Origin of the sequence: Cyanobium sp. ATX-6F1, from assembly GCF_047395825.1 — a bacterium.
Taxonomy (GTDB): Bacteria; Cyanobacteriota; Cyanobacteriia; order PCC-6307; family Cyanobiaceae; genus ATX-6F1.
Map to the genome: position 1 here is coordinate 900,015 of NZ_JBCEBF010000001.1, position 18,605 is coordinate 918,619.

The 18,605-nt window shown below is 67.0% G+C and carries 14 protein-coding genes and 6 pseudogenes; 8 read left to right on the plus strand and 12 right to left on the minus strand.

Features of this window, described 5'->3' with window-relative positions:
• Positions 1-17: 17 nt before the first annotated feature.
• Positions 18-1,445, minus strand: a complete 1,428-nt coding sequence (gene ahcY / locus AAF143_RS05500; protein ID WP_255008668.1) for an adenosylhomocysteinase — start codon at positions 1,443-1,445, stop codon at positions 18-20.
• Between the two features lie 135 nt (positions 1,446-1,580).
• On the opposite strand from ahcY, the gene tsaE reads away from it, so the two are divergent.
• Positions 1,581-2,033: a tRNA (adenosine(37)-N6)-threonylcarbamoyltransferase complex ATPase subunit type 1 TsaE gene (gene tsaE / locus AAF143_RS05505; RefSeq protein ID WP_255008669.1), complete on the plus strand. Its 453-nt coding sequence runs from the start codon at positions 1,581-1,583 to the stop codon at positions 2,031-2,033.
• On the opposite strand, the pseudogene AAF143_RS05510 reads toward tsaE, so the two are convergent.
• From AAF143_RS05510 to mgtE, 4 genes and pseudogenes are all read right to left on the minus strand, one after another.
• Positions 2,020-3,033, minus strand: a pseudogene (locus AAF143_RS05510) (carbohydrate kinase family protein). The gene tsaE and the pseudogene AAF143_RS05510 sit on opposite strands and share 14 nt — an antisense overlap.
• Before the next feature lie 33 nt (positions 3,034-3,066).
• A pseudogene (gene mutT, locus AAF143_RS05515) lies at positions 3,067-4,198 on the minus strand (8-oxo-dGTP diphosphatase MutT).
• An 88-nt stretch (positions 4,199-4,286) separates the two neighbouring features.
• Positions 4,287-5,237, minus strand: a complete 951-nt coding sequence (locus AAF143_RS05520; protein ID WP_255008672.1) for an RpoD/SigA family RNA polymerase sigma factor — start codon at positions 5,235-5,237, stop codon at positions 4,287-4,289.
• A gap of 191 nt (positions 5,238-5,428) precedes the next feature.
• Positions 5,429-6,835: a magnesium transporter gene (gene mgtE, locus AAF143_RS05525; RefSeq protein ID WP_255008673.1), complete on the minus strand. Its 1,407-nt coding sequence runs from the start codon at positions 6,833-6,835 to the stop codon at positions 5,429-5,431.
• Positions 6,836-6,932: 97 nt separating this feature from the next.
• Here mgtE and AAF143_RS05530 point away from each other — a divergent pair, with 97 nt between their 5' ends.
• Positions 6,933-7,412, plus strand: coding sequence for a glutathione peroxidase (locus AAF143_RS05530; RefSeq protein ID WP_255008674.1), 480 nt, complete (start codon positions 6,933-6,935; stop codon positions 7,410-7,412).
• Here AAF143_RS05530 and AAF143_RS05535 read toward each other — a convergent pair.
• The 4 genes and pseudogenes from AAF143_RS05535 to gyrB all read right to left on the minus strand — a co-directional run bounded on the left by AAF143_RS05535 (position 7,378) and on the right by gyrB (position 10,430).
• The gene (locus tag AAF143_RS05535; protein WP_414026894.1) at positions 7,378-7,803 is read right to left on the minus strand and encodes a fluoride efflux transporter FluC; all 426 of its coding nucleotides are present in this window, start codon (positions 7,801-7,803) and stop codon (positions 7,378-7,380) included. The two genes, AAF143_RS05530 and AAF143_RS05535, sit on opposite strands and share 35 nt — an antisense overlap.
• Before the next feature lie 18 nt (positions 7,804-7,821).
• Positions 7,822-8,136: pseudogene (locus AAF143_RS05540) on the minus strand (FluC/FEX family fluoride channel); the annotation flags it as partial.
• 31 nt (positions 8,137-8,167) lie between these two features.
• Complete coding sequence (locus AAF143_RS05545; protein WP_255008679.1) at positions 8,168-8,473, minus strand: SH3 domain-containing protein; 306 nt, start codon at positions 8,471-8,473, stop codon at positions 8,168-8,170.
• Positions 8,473-10,430 (minus strand): annotated as a pseudogene (gyrB, locus tag AAF143_RS05550) (DNA topoisomerase (ATP-hydrolyzing) subunit B). The gene AAF143_RS05545 and the pseudogene gyrB overlap by 1 nt, the downstream one beginning before the upstream one ends.
• A 147-nt stretch (positions 10,431-10,577) precedes the next feature.
• On the opposite strand from gyrB, the pseudogene miaA reads away from it, so the two are divergent.
• Positions 10,578-11,478, plus strand: a pseudogene (miaA, locus tag AAF143_RS05555) (tRNA (adenosine(37)-N6)-dimethylallyltransferase MiaA).
• A 41-nt stretch (positions 11,479-11,519) separates the two neighbouring features.
• Entirely contained in the window at positions 11,520-12,122 is a 603-nt protein-coding gene (gene infC, locus AAF143_RS05560; RefSeq protein ID WP_255008684.1) for a translation initiation factor IF-3, read from the plus strand.
• Positions 12,123-12,160: 38 nt separating this feature from the next.
• Here the strand turns inward: infC and AAF143_RS05565 are convergent, their stop codons facing one another.
• Both AAF143_RS05565 and AAF143_RS05570 read right to left on the minus strand, forming a co-directional pair.
• Positions 12,161-12,349, minus strand: coding sequence for a hypothetical protein (locus tag AAF143_RS05565; protein WP_414026622.1), 189 nt, complete (start codon positions 12,347-12,349; stop codon positions 12,161-12,163).
• A gap of 21 nt (positions 12,350-12,370) precedes the next feature.
• Positions 12,371-12,547 carry a hypothetical protein gene (locus AAF143_RS05570; RefSeq protein ID WP_414026623.1) on the minus strand — a complete coding sequence of 59 codons (177 nt, stop codon included), beginning with the start codon at positions 12,545-12,547 and terminating at the stop codon, positions 12,371-12,373.
• Positions 12,548-13,113: 566 nt separating this feature from the next.
• Here AAF143_RS05570 and AAF143_RS05575 point away from each other — a divergent pair.
• The 4 genes from AAF143_RS05575 to cysE all read left to right on the plus strand — a co-directional run bounded on the left by AAF143_RS05575 (position 13,114) and on the right by cysE (position 15,587).
• Positions 13,114-14,103, plus strand: coding sequence for a GntR family transcriptional regulator (locus tag AAF143_RS05575; protein WP_414026624.1), 990 nt, complete (start codon positions 13,114-13,116; stop codon positions 14,101-14,103).
• Positions 14,104-14,165: 62 nt separating this feature from the next.
• A complete protein-coding gene (locus tag AAF143_RS05580) occupies positions 14,166-14,429 on the plus strand; it encodes a type II toxin-antitoxin system VapB family antitoxin (RefSeq protein WP_414026625.1) in 264 nt (87 codons plus the stop codon).
• Positions 14,430-14,446: 17 nt separating this feature from the next.
• A complete protein-coding gene (locus AAF143_RS05585; RefSeq protein WP_255008688.1) occupies positions 14,447-14,830 on the plus strand; it encodes a type II toxin-antitoxin system VapC family toxin in 384 nt (127 codons plus the stop codon).
• Positions 14,831-14,846: 16 nt separating this feature from the next.
• Positions 14,847-15,587, plus strand: coding sequence for a serine O-acetyltransferase (gene cysE, locus AAF143_RS05590; RefSeq protein ID WP_255008753.1), 741 nt, complete (start codon positions 14,847-14,849; stop codon positions 15,585-15,587).
• 23 nt (positions 15,588-15,610) lie between these two features.
• On the opposite strand, the pseudogene secA reads toward cysE, so the two are convergent.
• Positions 15,611-18,450 (minus strand): annotated as a pseudogene (gene secA, locus AAF143_RS05595) (preprotein translocase subunit SecA).
• Between the last annotated feature and the right edge of the window lie 155 nt (positions 18,451-18,605).

Sequence of the window (18,605 nt, forward strand, 5' to 3'; positions counted from 1 at the left end):
TCAGCCAGCCAGTTTGCTCAGTAGCGGTAGTGGTCGCTCTTGTAGGGGCCTTCCACCGGCACGTTGATGTAGGCGGCCTGGTCGGCGCTGAGCTCGGTGAGCTTGACGCCGATTTTCTCGAGGTGCAGGCGGGCGACCATCTCATCGAGATGCTTGGGCAAGACATAAACTTGTTTGCCGTACTGATCGCCTTTGGTGAACAACTCGATCTGGGCCAGCACCTGATTGGTGAAGGAGTTGGACATCACGAAGCTGGGGTGGCCGGTGGCGCAACCCAGGTTCACCAGTCGGCCCTCGGCCAGCAGGATGATCTTGTTGCCGCTGGGCAGGATGATGTGATCGACCTGGGGCTTGATGTTGTCCCAGGTGTACTGCTTGAGCGAAGCCACATCGATCTCGTTGTCGAAGTGGCCGATGTTGCAGACGATCGCCTGATCCTTCATCTGGATCAGGTGCTCATGGCGGATCACCCGGAAGTTGCCCGTGGCGGTCACGAAGATGTCCACATCGCCCACCACCTCATCGAGGCGCACCACCCGGTAGCCCTCCATGGCGGCCTGAAGGGCGCAGATCGGGTCGATCTCGGCGATCATCACGATCGCGCCGAGGCCGCGCAGCGACTGTGCTGAACCCTTGCCCACATCGCCGTAGCCCATCACCAGAGCCACCTTGCCCGCCACCATCACGTCGGTGGCGCGCTTGATGCTGTCGACCAGGGATTCGCGGCAGCCGTAGAGGTTGTCGAATTTGCTCTTGGTGACCGAATCGTTGACGTTGATGGCAGGGAAGGGCAGCTCGCCGCTCTTCTGCAGCTGGTAGAGGCGGGCAACACCGGTGGTGGTCTCCTCGGTGACGCCCTGGATGTTGGCGTGGATGCGGGAGTAGAAGCCGGGCTGGGCGGCCAGCTTCTGGCGAATCGAGTTAAAGAGGGCGGTTTCTTCTTCGTTCGAGGGGTTCTCAAGAACGGAAAGATCGCTCTCAGCTTTGGTGCCCAGAATCACCAGACCGGTGGCGTCGCCGCCATCGTCGAGGATCATGTTGGGCGTGCCGCCATCGCCCCACTCGAGGATGCGGTGGGTGAAGGCCCAATACTCATCAAGGGTTTCGCCCTTATAGGCGAACACAGGAACGTTGGCGGCAGCGATGGCCGCGGCGGCGTGGTCCTGGGTTGAGAAAATGTTGCAGGAAGCCCAGCGCACCTCGGCGCCGAGGGCCACCAGGGTTTCGATCAGAACGGCGGTCTGGATCGTCATGTGCAGCGACCCGGCGATGCGGGCACCCGCCAGGGGCTGTTCGGCGCCGTACTTCTGACGCAAGGCCATCAGGCCGGGCATCTCGGTTTCGGCGATCGCGATCTCCTTGCGGCCGAAGTCGGCCAGGCCGATGTCGGCGATCACATAGGTGTTGGTGACCTGCAGGGCAGGCGAGCTGGGGGCGGCAACCATGGGGGTTCGCGGCAGTGTGGATTGAGGTGTTGAGGGTGCGATCGGAACGGCAACCCCCCCAGGAAAAGCCTGGGGCCTGGGAATATCTGCAGAGACGCCGAGGCTTCGGGCTCGCTTGAGATGCAATCTACAGGGATGGACCAGCGTGATGTGTTCCTGGCCGACCCGTCGGCCACCGCCCGGCTGGGGGAACGTCTGGCCGTCGAGTTGCTGAGCCTGGAGCCAGCCGACCGCCTGCTGCTGCTGCGGGGCCAGCTGGGGGCGGGCAAGACCTCCCTGGTGCAGGGTCTGGCCAGCGGCCTCGGCATCGACGAGCCGGTCACCAGCCCCACCTTCGCCTTAGCCCAGCATTACCAGGGCTGCCGGGGCGAAGCACTGACCCATCTGGTCCACCTCGATCTGTACCGGCTGGAGGGGGCCTCGGCCGCTGATCTCTACCGGCAGGAGGAGGAGGAAGCCCTGGCCCTCGGAGCCGTACTGGCGGTGGAATGGCCCGAGCGGCTGCCGTTCCTGCCGGCAGGCGCCTGGTGGCTGGATCTGGAACCCGAAGCGGAGGGGCGGCGGGCCAGGTTATTCAGAGCCCCCTAGGGGGAAGCGCCCACTCCTTCAAAGCCTTCGCCACCTGGGCCTGATCCGGTTGGGGATCGATCGCGCCGGCCCCCTGACACACCAGGGCGCCACAGGCGCAGGCAAAGGCGATCGCGTCCCGCACCTGGGCCGCCTCGGCTGCCGCCAGCAGCTCCGGCTCGGCGCACAGCCGGTGCAGCAGCCCGGCGAGGAAGGCATCCCCTGCCCCGGTGGTGTCCAGCACGGGCACGGGGGCGGGGGCCAGCTCACCGCTGTGCCCCCCCAGCCACCAGCGCACCGGTGCCTCACCATCGGAGATCACCACCGCCGGAGCCTGGGGCAGGGCGGCGGCGATCACCCTGGGGTCCCGGCGGGAGGCCCCCAGACGCTCGAACAGCCAATCCGCCTCTTCTGCCGGCCAATTTCAACAGCTGCGTTCGCTCCAGCAACGGCGCCAGGATGGTCTTGGCCTCCTCAGGCCCCACGGACCAGAAACTGGGACGCCAGTTCACATCGAGAGCCACGGGCACCCCCGCGGCCGCCGCCAGCGCCACAGCTCGCCACAGGGCCTCCCCCGAAGCGGGGCTTGCCAGGGGCAGGCTGCCGATCAGCAACCAGCGGGCCGCCGGCAGCAGCTGGGCGAGGGGAGCCCCCAGGGCGGCGGCATCGAGGGCCTGATCGGCGAAGCCCTCGCCCCGATCACCGGCAAAACCACCGAAATGACGCTCACCGGAGCGCTCCCGCCGCACCAGCACGGCCCGGGTGGGCCGCCACCCATCCCACTGCAGCCCCTGGGTGTCCACGCCGCGCGCGAGCAGCAGCCGCTCAAACGCACGCCCAAACTCGTCTTCCCCGAGACGGGCCAGAAGTGCGGCGGAGGTGCCCAGCCGGGCCAGGCCGCAGGCCACGTTGGCGGGGGCCCCACCCAGGCGATCGTCGACGGGGCCCGCCAGGGCCGGGTCGCCCCCGGCGGACCGAGCCGATCCACCAGGGCCTCGCCGAGGCAGAGCACCTTCGCCATGCCCTCAAGCTATCGGCGGTCTTCGCCGCCGCATCAACGGGTCAGTCGTTCCCTCAGGGCCGCAATGATCCGTGCATTGGCGGCCGGGAAGGGGAACTCCGCCAGCCGCTCCGGCTCCACCCAGCGCACCTGCTGGCTGGCCAGGGGCTGGGGCTCGCCCGAGCGCCAGCGACAGAGGTGCACCACGAAGCGCAGGCGCTTGTGGCTGTAGGCGTGCTCCAGGGTGATCAGTTCCTCCCCCACCTCCACCTCGATCGCCAGTTCCTCGACCAGCTCACGCACGATCGTGGCCTCGATCGCCTCCCCCGGCTCCTGCTTGCCGCCCGGGAACTCCCACAGCCCCCCAGCAACCCCTCCTCCAGGCGCTGATCGATCAGCACCCGGCCGCTGTCATCGAGCACCACCGCCACCCCGATCACCTGGAAGGGCGGGCTCTTGCCGGGGTCGCTCACGGGGTAGGCCTGGGGATCGCCGGCAGCGTAGGCAGCGCAAGCCGATCGCCAGGGGCAGCGCCCACAGGCTGGCTGGCGGGGGTGCAGACCGTGGCGCCCAGATCCATCAACGCCTGGTTGAAATCCCTGGGGCGCAGCGGATCCAGCAGTTCAGCGCTGAGCGCCCAGAACAGGCGCCCCTGGCGGCGGGGCGGCTCGGGATGGGCCAGCAGGCGCGCCAGAACCCTTTGGACATTGCCATCGAGGATCGGATGGGGCCGATCGAAGGCCGAGGAAAGAATGCTGCCGGCGGTGCTGCGACCGATGCCCGGCAACGCCAGCCAGCCCTCGAGCGTTCGCGGCCAGGGGTCGGCGGCCCTCTCTGCCGCCGCCGCCAGAAGCGAACCAGCCGCCTGGTGCAGGCGCCGGGCACGGGCGTAGTAGCCCAGCCCTTGCCAGTGCAGCAGCACAGCCTGCTGATCGCTCGCCGCCAGGGTGACCAGATCGGGAAAGGCCACCATCCAGCGCCGCCAGTAGGGAAGCATCACCGCCAGCTGGGTCTGCTGAAGCATCACTTCAGCCGTCCAAAGACTGAACACACACAAGGGTTCACCCGGTTCAGGCCGTGTGCCCTGTGCCGTGAGCTTCCAGGGCAGATCGTGACGGCCATGGTCCTCCCACCAAACCAGCAGGGCGGAGCGCAGGGCGGCGGGATCCCAGGGCGATGGGGTCAAGGCAGCCACGGGCACCTGACCACCAGCACATTCGGCCTGGACGCTTCGGCGCACCAGCCTTGAACCCACTGTTTTGCAGCGGGCGGTCTCAGCTCGCCACGTAGGCCGCGACGCTGTCGCTGAGGCGCCGAAGGCCGATCAGCCCATCGCGCTCCAGGTTGCGGATGCGGTCGCGGCTCATGCCCAGGATGCGGCCAATGCCGGTGAGGCTCATCGGCTCCTCCACATCGATGCCGTAGCGCATCTTCAGCACCCGGCACTGGATTTCGGGCAGCTGCTCCAGCAGGGCGCGCATGTCACCCCGCAGGCAGGCCCCATCGACGGCGTCAGAAGGCAGCTGGTCATCGCCCTGGAGCAGATCCAGCAGCTCGGTGTCATCGCCATCACCCACCTTCATCTCCAGGCTCACCGGCTGACGGGCGCGGCAGAGCAGGTCTTTGACTTCTTCTTCGGGGAGCTCCACGGCCACGGCCAGCTCACTGACGGTGGGGGTGCGGCCCAGCTCCTGGCTCAGCTCGCGCTGGCCTTTCTTGAGCTTGTTGAGGGTTTCGGTGATGTGGATCGGCAGCCGGATCGTGCGGCTCTTCTCGGCGATCGCCCGGGTGATCCCCTGGCGGATCCACCAGTAGGCGTAGGTGGAGAACTTGTAGCCGCGGGTGGGATCGAATTTCTCCACGCCGCGCACCAGGCCGATGGTGCCCTCCTGGATCAGATCCAGCAGCTCCATGTTCCGCTTGGTGTACTTCTTGGCCACGCTCACCACCAGGCGCAGGTTGGCGGCAACCATGCGCTCCTTGGCGCGGCGGCCATTGGCCAGCTTGCGCCTGAGCGCGGGAGGCTCCAGCTGGGCGGCGGCGGCCCATTCGGGCTCCGAGGGCTTGGCGCCCTGGCGCATCTCCAGCTCCTCGGCGAGCTCCTCGAGCGCCATCAGTTCCTGCACCTGGCGGCCGAGGGTGATCTCCTGCTCATGGCTGAGCAGGGGCACGCGACCGATGTCGCGCAGGTAGGAGCGCACCAGATCGCCCTCTAGGGAGGGCATCTGGCGGTTGGCCGCAGCGCTGGAGGCTTGGCCGGCGATGGGCGCGGACGCTAGGGCGATGACCACAGCGGTGTCTTGAACTTGTGTAAAGCCTAACCTAAAGAACTGTGAAGCACCTCTCAGGAAGGGCGGGATTCCGTGGTTCTGTCCCAGGCCGCCTGATCGCTTCCCCGCCCCGCCCAGGCGGAGCCTCAGCCCAGCCTCTCCAGCAGCCAGGCGGCGGTGTGCAGGTAGATGAACACGCCGGCCACGTCGGTGGCCGTGGCGATGAACGGGGCCGACATCAACGCCGGATCGAGGCCGAGGTGGTTGAACAGCAGCGGCAGGGCCGCCCCGGCGGTGGCCGCCAGGGTGGTGATCGCCACGAGGCTGAAGCCGGCCGCCCCGGCCACCACCCAGTTCCCTCCGGACACATAGGCCGCCCAGGGCACCACCACCACCACCATCAGCATGCCCAGCAGGGCACCGGCCACGGCCTCGCGGCTGATCGCACGGCCTGGCCCGAGGCTCTGGATCCGCTGGGTGCTCAGGCCCCGGATCACCACCGTGGAACTCTGGGCACCCACGTTGCCGCCGGTGCCGATCAGCAGCGGGATGAACGCCGCCAACACCACCACCTGCTTGAGCACCCCATCCATCGAGGCGATCACAGCGGCGGTGCCGCTGTTGGCGATCAGCAGGACCATCAGCCACACCACCCGGCGCCGGGCCACGGTGAACAGGTTGCTCTGGAAGTAGTCGTCTTCGTCGCCGGCCTGCACAGCGCCGGCGGCATAGAGGTCGCGGGTGGCCTCCTGCTCGATCACATCGATCACATCGTCCACGGTGACGATCCCCACCAGCCGCTGCTCCCGGTCCACCACCGGCACGGCCAGAAAGTCGTAGCGCTGGATCACCCGTGCCACCTCCTCCTGGTTGGTGTCGGTGGCGATGCTCACCACCTCGCGGGTCATCACGTCACCGACCCGGTCTTCGGGGTCGGCGACCACCAGATCCCTCAGTGAAAGGATTCCAGTGAGGTGGCGCGACGCATCGGTGATGTAGAGGCTGTAGATGGTTTCGGTGTCGCGGGCCCGGCGGCGCACGATTGAGAGGGCCTGGGCGGCGCTGTGAAACTCCTTGAGGTCAATGAATTCGGTCGTCATCAACCGACCGGCGGTTTCCGCTTCGTAGCCCAGCAACTGGGCCGTGACCCGACGCTCGGCCGGGCTGAGTTCCGCCAGCAGCCGCCGAACCACCTTGGCGGGCAGCTCATCAAACAGGCGCACCCGATCGTCGGGCGACATCTCCTCCACCAGTTCCAGCACCTCACCGGAGCGCAGCCGCTCCAGCAGGGTCTGCTGCACGGCGGGCTCGAGGTATTCGTAAATCTCGATCGCCTGGTCCTTGGGCAGCAGCCGGAAGGCCAGGGCTTGCAGGGTGCGGGGCAGGGTGCCGATCGCCTCGGCCACGTCCACCGGTTGAACGGGCTGCAACAGCAGCTTGACGCCGTCGTAGTTGCCGGCCTCGAGCAAGCTCTGCAGCTGCTGGGCCACCAGTTCCGCCAGGTCGGCGCCGCCGGAGTTGCGGCCTGAGCTGATGCCGGTTGCCTCGCTCATCGGCCTGAGGGTCAAGGCAGTCCAAGTTTATGGGGGAGCCCCCACCTCAGCGCTCCAGGGCGGCCGCTAGCTTGCCGTTGATGCACACAGGGATTCCATGGCTGTCGACGTTTCGGATGTGGTGGTGAAGGCGGCCGATGGCAGCGAGCAGCGCCTCGGGGATCGTGCCGGCAAGGTGCTGCTGATCGTCAACGTGGCCAGCCGCTGCGGCTTCACCAAGCAGTACGCCGGCCTGCAGAAACTCCAGGACACCTACGGCCCCCAGGGCCTTCAGGTGCTCGGCTTTCCCTGCAATGACTTCGGCGCCCAGGAGCCGGGAACGCTGCCGGAAATCCAGCAGTTCTGCTCCACGAGTTTTGGCGCCAGCTTCGAATTGTTTGAGAAGGTCCACGCCAAGGGCGCTGCCACCGCCCCCTACGACACCCTCAACCAGGCCGAACCCGCGGGCGAGGTGGCCTGGAATTTCGAGAAGTTCCTGATCGGCAAGGACGGCACGGTGCTCGGGCGTTTCAAGAGCGCCGTGGATCCCGAATCCGCCGAACTCAGCGGCGCGATCGAGGCGGCGTTGGCGGCCTGAGCAGCCAGCGGCTGGAGGCCTGCCCCAGGGCAGCGGCCAGCAGGCCAACGGTCAGACTGCCCGCCACCAGCAGCACAGCCCAGGCGCCGTGCCCCTGCTGCTGCAGTCGCACCACATCCAGCATCCAGGAGCTGAAGGTGGTGAGGGAACCGCAGAAGCCGATTCCCAGCAGCAGCATCACGGCACTGGCTGGCTTCAGGGGGCCCGCCAGGATTCCCAGCAGGAACGAACCGACCAGGTTCACCAGCAGATTGGCGCCGGCGCTGCCCCCCAGCACCGGCCCCAGCTGAACAACCGCCTGCCAACGCAGCAAGGCGCCCGGCACGGCCCCCGCCCCCACCAGGGCCAGTTCCTTGAGGTCAAAGCGCAGGGCGGCGCTCATGCCCCCCATGAGCAGGCCCAGTTCCAGGGCCAGCAGCCCCGCCAGCACCGACCCCAGCCCGAGGGCCAGCGCTTCGCGCCGCTCGCCCCGCTGCAGGGCCTGCAACACCTCAACGATGAAGGTGGAGAAGGTGCTGAGGCTGCCGAGAAATCCCGTGGACAGGAGCAGCAGCAGGCGGGGGCTGCCGGGGCTGCGCTGATCGAGGGCCACCAGCAACCCCAGGGCAAAGCTGGCGCCCACGTTGACGGCGAAGGTGGCCCAGTGCTTGCGCGGGATCAGCGGCTGGAAGTGGTTGACCAGGCGAAAACGCAGCCAGGCCCCTGGAATCGCCCCAACGGCCACCAGCAAGGTGTCCCTCAAGGCAGCACCTGCCTCAACCCACCAGCCAGCCCCGCCGTGGGGTGCCAGGCGCGGAATCCGCCTGCACCTGGAGCCAGCGGCGGCCGTTCGGGGCCACCCAGCTGCGCAGCAGCCGCAGGGGTTCGCCGGGCTGCAGGGCCACCAGGGCGGGGGCATGGCGGCGGGGAGCCAAGCGCAGGGCGACGGAATCAGCCACCAGCAGCGGCTCGGCGGCCAGGCGCCGACGCACCGCCGGCTGACGACGATCAGCCCCACCAGCGGGCAGGGCCGCCGGTGCGATCAGGGCGAAACCCAGCACCCAGGCCCAGCGCCAATCCATCAGATGTCGAGTTGGGCGAAGTCCAGCTCGGCGCTGTGGGTCTCGATGAACTCCCGGCGGGGGGCCACCTTGTCGCCCATCAGGATCGTGAAGATGCGGTCAGCCTCGGCCGCGTCTTCAATTTCCACACGTTTCATCGTGCGGGTCTCCGGGTCCATGGTGGTTTCCCAGAGTTGCTTGGGCATCATCTCCCCGAGACCCTTGAAACGCTGGATCGTGTAATTGGCCTTCTCGGGGAAAGCATCAAGGGTTTTCTTGAGATCCTGTTCGTTGTAGCAATAGGTGTGATTTTTGCCGCGCTCCACCTTGTAGAGGGGCGGGCAGGCGATGTAGATGTAGCCCCCCTCCAGCAGCATCCGCTGGTAGCGGAAGAAGAAGGTGAGGATCAGGGTGCGGATGTGGGCGCCGTCCACGTCCGCATCGGTCATGATCACGATCCGGTGGTAGCGCAGGGCGGATTCATTGAAATCCTCGCCCTTGATGCCCAGGCCCAGCCCCGTGATCAGGGCCTGAATCTCGGTGTTCTTGTAGATCTTGGCGTCATCGGTTTTCTCGATGTTGAGGATCTTGCCCCGCAGGGGCAGGATCGCCTGGAAGCGACGATCGCGGCCCTGCTTGGCGGAGCCACCGGCCGAATCCCCTCCACGATGTAGATCTCGGACTCCCTGGGATCACGGGAGCTGCAGTCGGCCAGCTTGCCCGGCAGGGTGGAACTCTCCAGCACCGACTTGCGGCGCACGAGTTCGCGGGCCCGGCGGGCGGCCTCGGCGGCATTGAACGCCTGGATCGCCTTCTCCAGGATCAGATCGATCACCCCGGGGTTGAACTCCAGGTATTCGCTGAGGGCCGCGCCCACGAGGTTGTCGACGATGCCGCGCACCTCGGTATTGCCGAGTTTGGTCTTGGTCTGACCTTCGAACTCGGGCTCGGGCACCTTCACCGAGAGCACGGCGGTGAGGCCCTCGCGGATGTTCTCGCCGGCGAGGTTGCCTTCGGCCTCCTTGCGCTTGCCCCGCTTGCGGGCAAAAGTATTGAGCGTGCGGGTCAGCACGGTTTTCAGACCGTCGATGTGGGTGCCGCCATCGACGGTGCGGATGTTGTTGGCGAAACCGAGGATGCTGTCGGAGTAGGCATCAACGCACCACTGCAGGGCCGCCTCCACCTGAACGCCGTCTTTCTCGGAATTCACATAGATGATGTCGGGGTGCAGGGGATCCTTGTCGGTGTTCATGTAGGCGACATATTCCTTGATGCCGCCTTCGTAGAGGTAGATCTCCTCGTGGGCCTCCCCGCTGGAGCTGCGGGCCGCCTCGCGCTCGTCGCGGAAGACGATCTTGACGCCGCCGTTGAGGTAGGCCAGCTCCCGCAGCCTCCCGGAGAGGGTGTGGTAGTCGAAGGCGATGCCGCCGCTGAAGATCTCGATGTCGGGCTTGAAGCTCACCGTGGTGCCGGTGCGGCCGCTGCTGTCGGGCTCTGAAACCAGGCTGCCGATCGGGGCACCGCGCTCGAAGCGCTGGCGGTGCACCTGCCCCTGGCGCCGCACCTCCACCTCCACCCACTCGCTCAGGGCGTTCACCACCGAAATCCCCACGCCGTGGAGGCCGCCAGACACCTTGTAGCCGCCACTGCCGAACTTGCCGCCGGCGTGGAGCACCGTCATCACCGTTTCCAGCGCCGACTTGCCGGTGCGGGAGTGCACATCGGTGGGGATGCCACGGCCGTTGTCGGAGACCGTCGCCGAGCCGTCTTCCCCCAGGTGAACCAGAATCTCGCTGCAGTGGCCCGCCAGGGCCTCGTCCACGGAGTTGTCGACCACCTCATAGACGAGGTGGTGCAGACCCCGGGGGCCTGTGGTGCCGATGTACATGCCCGGCCGCTTGCGCACGGGCTCCAGGCCTTCCAGCACCTGGATCTGCTCGGCGCCGTAGGCGGCACTGACCTTGCTGGCTTCGCTCATTCCGGTGATTTGCGGCCAGGAAGGCGGGAGGAAGCGAAAAGACGCGACCTGGCAGGCTCAATCTATCACCGATGCCCCACAGCCCCGCCTGGGGGCCTCTGAGACTCCGTTCGCCCGGGGGTTCCAACCCCCTTCTGCCCCCGCCCCTTGTCCGACCCCACGCCGCCCCTGGTGATCGCACTGCTCGGGCCCACCGCCAGCGGCAAGACCGACCTGGCGATCGAGCTGGCCCAGCGGCTTGACCTGGCGGTGATTTCGGTGGATTCGCGCCAGCTCTATGTGGGCATGGACATCGGCACGGCCAAGCCCACGGCCGCCCAGCGCCGCATGGTGCCCCACCACCTGCTGGACCTGCGCCGCCCCGATCAGCCGATCAACCTGCAGGAATTCCGCGCCGAGGCCGAAGCGGTGATCACCGCCGAGCACCGGCGGCGGGGGTGGCGTTCCTGGTCGGGGGCAGTGGGCTCTACCTCAAGGCGATCACCCAGGGACTGTCGCCCCCGGCGGTGCCGCCCCAACCCCAGCTGCGGGCGCAGCTGCAGGCCCTCGGCCAGGCCAGTTGCCACCAGTTGCTGCGCGCGGCCGATCCGGCCTCCGCCGGGCGCATTGCCGTTGCCGATGCGGTGCGCACCCAACGGGCCCTGGAGGTGCTCTACGCCACCGGCCGGCCGCTCTCGAGCCAGCAGGGGATTGTGCCTCCGCCCTGGCGGGTCCTGGAGCTGGGGGTGAACCGGGCTGATCTGATGGAACGCATCGATCGCCGCACCGAGGCCCTCTACCAGGGGGCCTGGTGGCGGAAACGGCCCAGCTGCTGGAGCGCTTCGGGGACCACTGCCCGCTGCTGGAGACGATCGGCTACGGCGAAGCCAAGGCCCTGCTCGCCGGGCGCCTGGAGGAGGCCGAGGCGATCGCGCTCACGGCCCGGCGCACCCGCCAGTACGCCAAGCGCCAGCGCACCTGGTTTCGCCGGCAACACCAACCGGTGTGGCTCACCACTCCGGATCTTCTCAACGAAGCGGTTCTACAGATCAGGCACGTTCTAGGCTGAAGCGTTCACGGCACCTTCCAACCGTCCACTCGCCCTTCTGAATGCCACCTCGTCCCCGTTTTGACCGCCGGGCGCCCGTCCGGGAACTGCCCAACATCAACGACCGCAGCTACGCCCAGCTGCGGGTGGTCGACTCCGACGGCAGCCAGCTCGGAGTGATCACCAGGGAAGCGGCCCTGGAGGTGGCCAAAGACCGGGAACTGGATCTGGTGCTGGTCAGCGAGAAGGCTGATCCACCGGTCTGCCGAATCATGGACTACGGCAAGTTCAAGTTCGAACAGGAGAAGAAGGCCAAGGAGGCCAAGAAGAAGTCGCACCAGACCGAGGTCAAGGAGGTCAAGATGCGCTACAAGATCGACTCCCACGACTATCAGGTGCGGATCGGTCAGGCGGTGCGCTTCCTCAAGGACGGTGACAAGGTCAAATGCACCGTGATCTTCCGGGGCCGGGAAATTCAGCACACCGCCTTGGCTGAGGTGCTGCTGTTCCGCATGGCCAAGGACCTCGAGGAGAACGCCGAGATCCAGCAGGACCCGAAGCGGGAGGGCCGCAACATGATCATGTTCCTCAGCCCCCGCAAGACGCCGCTGACCAAGGAAAAAGACGCCGCCGCCCTGGCGGCCAAGGCGGTGCGCACGCTCTGATCGGGGCGGCGAGCCGATCGGGCTCAGCTTCCGTCTGTTCAGCCCTTGCCCGTCAGTTCGGCGTCGAACAGCTCCAGCATCAGCCTCCAGCCCTCGGCCGCCGCTGCCGGCTGGAAGGCGTTCCGGGCGCTGCACATGTAGCCGTGGGCGGCGCCTTCGGCCCTGATCAGTCGGTGGCGTTCGCCGCTGGGATCGGCGGCCGCCAGGGCGCGCTCGATGGCGACCACCTCCGCCGGGGGATCAGGGGATCAGCCCCACCGCAGAAGCACCAAAGCCTTCCAGCCACCTGATCGAGCAGCTCCAGGCTGGGGGCCGCCGCCGGGGCGCCCCGTGGCCACACCGGCGCCGTAGAAGTCGCAGCTGGCCACCACAGCCGGCAGTGTGGCGAGCAGCAGGGCCGCGTGGCCGCCGAAGCAGAAGCCCACGCAGCCCAGAGCAGGGCGGCCCGCTGCTGATGGCCGGGACGGATCAGGTGCCAGCTGATCCTGCAGCCAGCGGGCGGCGGCCGCACCATCGGCGAGCAGCTGGGGGTTGTGGTGAGGTCTTTGTGCTGGCGGCCCTCCGCCAGGGAGGCGTCGTCGTAACCCAGCTCCAGATCGGGGGCGGTGCGGGCGAACAGCGGCAGCGCCAGGGCGCCGTAGCCCTCCGCCGCCAGCGCGCCGGCGACGCCGCGCACCCAGGGGTTGACCCCGAACACCTCCGGCAGCACCAGCACCCCGCCCCGCAGGGCTCCATCAGCCGGCCGGACCCACCAGCTGCGCAGAACAGTGGCGGCCACATCAGGGCCCTGGGGCACAGCAATCTCGATCCAGGAGCCGAGCACGGAACGGGGGCTGGGGGATGGGGCCAATGGAACAGGGCTGTGGAGAAAAAGGGGCTGCGACAGCTGGGGCAACTGGCACCCCTGGCACACACTCTTATGCCAAAGGGGGAATTGTCACCAGCCCCAAAGCTCCGTAGGGTGGCCGTCGTCAGCTCTGGCCCACCCGGCGTGCGATTCCACATCCAGCAGGAAAGCGACATCCCGGCGTCGACCCAGCTCTACAACCAGATCTGCTTCGCGATCGCGGCCCGTCACTACCCGCCTGGTCACCGCCTGCCGAGCACCCGCCAGCTGGCGATGCAGACCGGTCTGCACCGCAACACGATCAGCAAGGTCTACCGGCAGCTGGAGAACGACGGAGTCGTCGAGGCCATGGCCGGCTCCGGCATCTACGTGCGCGACCAGCAGAAGCCCCGGGAGCTCAAGCCCCCGGCCGGCCTGCGCAGCAAGATCCGCCCCGACATCGACCGGGAGGTGCGCCAGTGCGTCGATGGATTGCTGAATGCGGGTTGCACCCTGCAGCAGGCCAGGGAACTGCTCACCCGGGAGATCGACTGGCGCCTGCGCTGCGGCGCCCGGGTGCTGGTGAGCACCCCGCGCGAAGACATCGGCGCCTCGATGCTGATCGCCGAGGAGCTGGCCCCCAACCTGGATGTGCCCGTGGAGGTGGTGCCGATGGAGGAGCTCGAGGCGGTGCTCGAGAGCTCCAACAACGGCACGGTGGTCACCAGCCGCTACTTCCTCCAGCCCGTGGAGGAGCTGGCCAAGCGCCACGGGGTGCGTGCGGTGGCGGTGGATCTCAATGAATTCCGCCAGGAGCTCGATCTGCTCAAGGAGCTGCGGGCGGGCAGTTGTGTGGGCCTGGTGAGCATCAGCCCCGGCATCCTGCGGGCGGCGGAGGTGATCCTGCACAGCATGCGCGGCAATGAGCTGCTGGTGATGACAGCGACGCCCGATGTGAACAGCCGACTGCTGGCACTGCTGCGGGCCGCCAGCCACGTGCTCTGCGACCGCCCCAGCCTCTCGCTGGTGGAGCAGACCCTGCGCCAGAACCGCTCCCAACTGATGCGCCTGCCGCAGCTCCACTGCGCCAAGAGCTACCTGGGGGCCGCCACGATCGAACTGCTGCGCAAGGAGATCGGGCTGCAGGCCCCCTGAGGGAGTCCCCAGGCACCGCTGGGTAGAATTCAGCCAACTTCTACCCCGGCTCTGCCATGGGGATGAACATCAAGGACGAGCGGGTCCACGCCATGGCCAAGGAGCTGGCGAGCCGCCGCGGCACCAGCGTCACCAACGCCGTGCGCCAGGCCCTGGCCGCCGAACTGGAGCGGAATGGCGAGCCCAACAGCGGGGCCGCGCTGGAGGCCAGAAAGCAGGCGATGCAAGCGTTACTGGCACGCTGCCGCGCCCTTCCCCGTCTTGATCCGCGTGAGCGGGGAGAGGTTGAGCGTGATCTTTTCGACGACGCTGTGCTGCCATGGTGATCGACAGCTCGGCCCTGGTGGCGGTGCTCCTGGGCGAGTCGGATGCAGGCGTTTACCTGAACTGCCTCAATCAGGAGCAAAGCAAGTTCATCAGCACCGCGACACTCGTCGAAGCCCAGATCGTGACGATGCGCTATCTCGGGGAGGCCGGGTTGGCCGAACTGCAGCTGCTGTTGCAACTCGGCCAGGTCAACACGGTGGCCCTGGCGCCGGCGCACGTGGCTTGGGCATTGAAGGGCTGGTGCCAATTCGGGAAAGGCAACCATCCAGCGGCGCTGAATCTGGGCGATTGCTTCAGCTACGCACTCGCCAAGGCCCTGGATCGCCCCCTGCTGTTCAAAGGATCAGACTTCGCCCAGACCGATCTTCGGCCCGCGCTGGATCTCCACCGTGAGCCCTGAACCCTCCAGCGGCCGCCTGCTTCAGGCCATCCGAGCCGATCTGGCGATCATCCAGGAACGGGACCCGGCCGCCCGCAGCAAGCTCGAGATCCTGCTCTGCTATCCGGGGTTCCATGCCCTGGTGATCCATCGCTTCAGCCACCGACTCTGGCGGCTGGGCCTGCCCCTGCTGCCGCGGCTGGTGTCCCAACTGGGCCGCACGCTGACGGGCGTGGAGATCCACCCCGGGGCGCGCATCGGCCATGGGGTGTTCATCGACCACGGCATGGGCGTGGTGATCGGTGAAACCGCCGAGATCGGCAACCGCTGCCTGCTCTACCAGGGGGTGACCCTGGGGGGCACCGGCAAGATGCACGGCAAGCGCCACCCCACCCTGATGGAGAACGTGGTGGTGGGCGCCGGCGCCAAGGTGCTGGGCGCCATCAGCGTGGGCTCCAACACCCGGATCGGCGCCGGCTCAGTGGTGCTGAAGGACGTGCCCGCCGACAGCACCGTCGTGGGGGTCCCTGGCCGGGTCGTGCACCAGTCGGGGGTGCGCATCGACCCCCTGGCCCACTCCGCCCTGCCTGACACCGAAGCCCAGGTGATCCGCAACCTGATGGAGCGGATTGATGCCCTTGAAGGTGAGCTGAGCCTGCTTCAGCGACGTCTCAGCGAAGGCGCGACCCCGGGGAGGGATGGGCTAGATGCCGGCATGTCCCAGAATCTCAAGGACCGGGAAATTATGGAGTTTCTGGGGGATGAAACCCTGCCTTAGCTGAAGGGGTTCTGGGAGGCAGCTCAGGCAGAGGCCACCGGCTCAGTGGAGGTGTCGAGCCTTGGCTCGAACATGAACATCGAATAAATCACGTTCCGGCGCATGCCGGTCATCATCTCCAGGAACATGTCGTAGCCCTCGTTCTTGTATTCGATCAGGGGATCCTTCTGGCCGTAGCCACGCAGACCCACCGATTCGCGCAGGGCATCCATGGCCTGGAGGTGTTCCCGCCAGAGGGTGTCGATCTGCTGGAGGATAAAAAAGCGCTCGGCCTCGCGCATCAGCCCCGGCCGCCCCTGCTCCACCTGCCCCTCCTTGAGGTCATAGGCATTGCGCAGCTGCTCCTGGAGAAAGGCCTTGAGCTCCTCGATGGAGAGGCCCTGCAACTGCTCGGGTTGTAGATCTTCGAGGAGATAGACAAATTCCTTGACCTTGGCCACCAGCCGCTCCAGATCCCATTCCTCAGGCGGGAGATCGGGGTTGACGTAGGCCTCGACGATGTCGTCCATGGTGCGCTCGCCATAGCCAATCACCTGCTTTTTGAGCTCACGGCCCTCCAGCACCCGCCGCCGCTCGGCGTAGACGGCCTTGCGCTGGTTGTTCATCACCTCGTCGTACTCGAACACCTGCTTGCGGATGTCGTAGTAGTAGGTCTCGACCTTCTTCTGGGCCCCCTCCAACGAACGGGTGAGCATGTTCGATTCGATCGGCATGTCCTCTTCGACCCGGAAGGCGTTCATCAATCCGGCCACACGCTCGCCTCCAAAGATGCGCAGCAGGTTGTCTTCGAGCGAAAGGAAAAAGCGTGTGCTGCCCGGGTCTCCCTGGCGGCCGGCGCGGCCCCTCAGCTGGTTGTCGACCCGGCGGGCCTCGTGGCGCTCGGTGCCGATCACATGCAGACCACCTGCTTCGCGCACCGTCACCTCATCGCGTTTCACCACCGCGTCGTATTCGGCCTTGACCCGGGCAATCAGCTCACGGAGCTGCTCGATCTGGGGATCATCGGTGGGGGCCTTCTCCGCCGCCTGGGCGATGCGGTCTTCGAGCTCAAGCACGGTGAGGGTGCGATCACCCCAGGCGGCCACCAATGCACGGGCCAGACTGCCCAGGGCCTGATCGCACTCCTCGGAGAGCGCGCAGGGGTAGAGGGTGCCGATGGCGCGTGCCTCACTCAATGGCTTGGCGGACAAGGCCGTTCCCGGAGCGAAACCGGCGGCTGGATCGCGCTGCAGGGGAATCGGGGGCTTGTGGCCCTCCTCGGGACGCACCAGCCGGGGCAGCAGCACCTCCCTGAGCTTGAGGCGGGCCATGTAGTCGGTGTTGCCGCCCAGGATGATGTCGGTGCCGCGGCCGGCCATGTTGGTGGCGATGGTCACAGCGCCGGCCCGGCCTGCCTGGGCGACGATCTCGGCCTCGCGCTCCACGTTCTCGGGCTTGGCGTTGAGCAGGTTGTGGGGGATCTCCTGTTCAGCAAGCAGGGCCGAGAGCACCTCGGATTTCTCGACGCTGGTGGTGCCCACCAGCACCGGCCGGCCGGCGCGGTGGAACTCAGCGGTCTCCGCGGCGACCGCCCGCCACTTGGCGGACTCGTTCTTGTAGACCTGATCGACCAGATCGGTGCGCGAGCGTACCCGGTTGGTGGGCACCACGGTGACCTCCAACTTGTAGGTCTTCTCGAACTCCACTTCTTCTGTCTTGGCGGTGCCGGTCATGCCGGCCAGACGCGGATAGAGCAGGAAGAAGTTCTGATAGGTGATGCTGGCCAGGGTCTGGGTTTCGGGCTGGATCGGCAGGTTTTCCTTGGATTCGATCGCCTGGTGCTGACCATCGCTCCAACGACGGCCGGGCATCACCCGGCCGGTGAACTCATCAACGATCACGGCGTCCTCATCGCGCACGATGTAGTTGACGTCCTTGATGAACAGCTCCTTGGCCTTGAGGGCGTTGGTGATGAAGTGGGCCCAGGGGTCCTCGGGATTGAACAGATCCCCCACTTCCAGCAGCTGCTCGGCCTTGGCGTAGCCCTCATCGGTGAGCGTCACGTTGCGCTGCTTCTCATCAACCTCGTAGTCGCCTTCGGGGTCGATGCCGTCCTTGGTCATGCCTTCGGCCCGCTCGAGCTGGGCGGCCACCTCGGTGGCACGGCGGTATTTCTCCTGGGGCCGCTCCACCTGACCGGAGATGATCAGGGGGTGCGCGCCTCATCGACCAGGATCGAGTCGACCTCGTCGATGATGCAGTAATGGAACTCCTGCTGCACCACCTCGGCGATGTCATTCGCCATGTTGTCGCGCAAGTAATCGAAGCCCAGCTCGCTGTTGGTGGCGTAGGTGATGTCGCAGGCGTAATTGCGGCGGCGCTCGGCCGGGGCCATGTCCTGCTGGATCAGGCCCACCGAGAGCCCCAGGAAGCGGTGCACCTGACCCATCCACTCGGCGTCGCGGCGGGCCAGGTAGTCGTTCACCGTGACCACATGCACCCCCTTGCCGGTGAGGGCGTTGAGGTAGGCCGGCAGGGTGGCGACCAGGGTCTTGCCTTCGCCGGTCTTCATCTCGGCGATCTGACCCTCATGCAGCACCATGCCGCCCAGCAGCTGCACGTCGAAATGGCGCATGCCCAGCACCCGCTTGCCCGCCTCGCGCACCACGGCGAAGGCCTCGGGCAGCAGTTCATCGAGCAGCTGACGCTGGCGCACCGGCGTCTCCGCCTTGGCTAAGGCCTCCCGGAAGGAGGCGGTCTTGGCGCGCAGGTCTTCGTCGGAGAGGGGAGCGACGTCCTCCTCCAGCAGGTTGATGTCCGAAACCAGGGGCTGGAAACGCTTCAGCTTGCGGGCGTTGGGATCCCCCAGCAGCAGCTTGAGCATGGAAAGCGGACCAGCCAGATCAGGGCACCCTATCACCGCGCAGCCAGGCCCTGTAGGGCAAAAGCAAGCTGGCGCAGGGGTTTTCAGCAAACAGATGGCGACAGATCCGGGATCCTCGAGGATCCTCGAGGCGCCGGAGGCGAGGATTCTGCTGT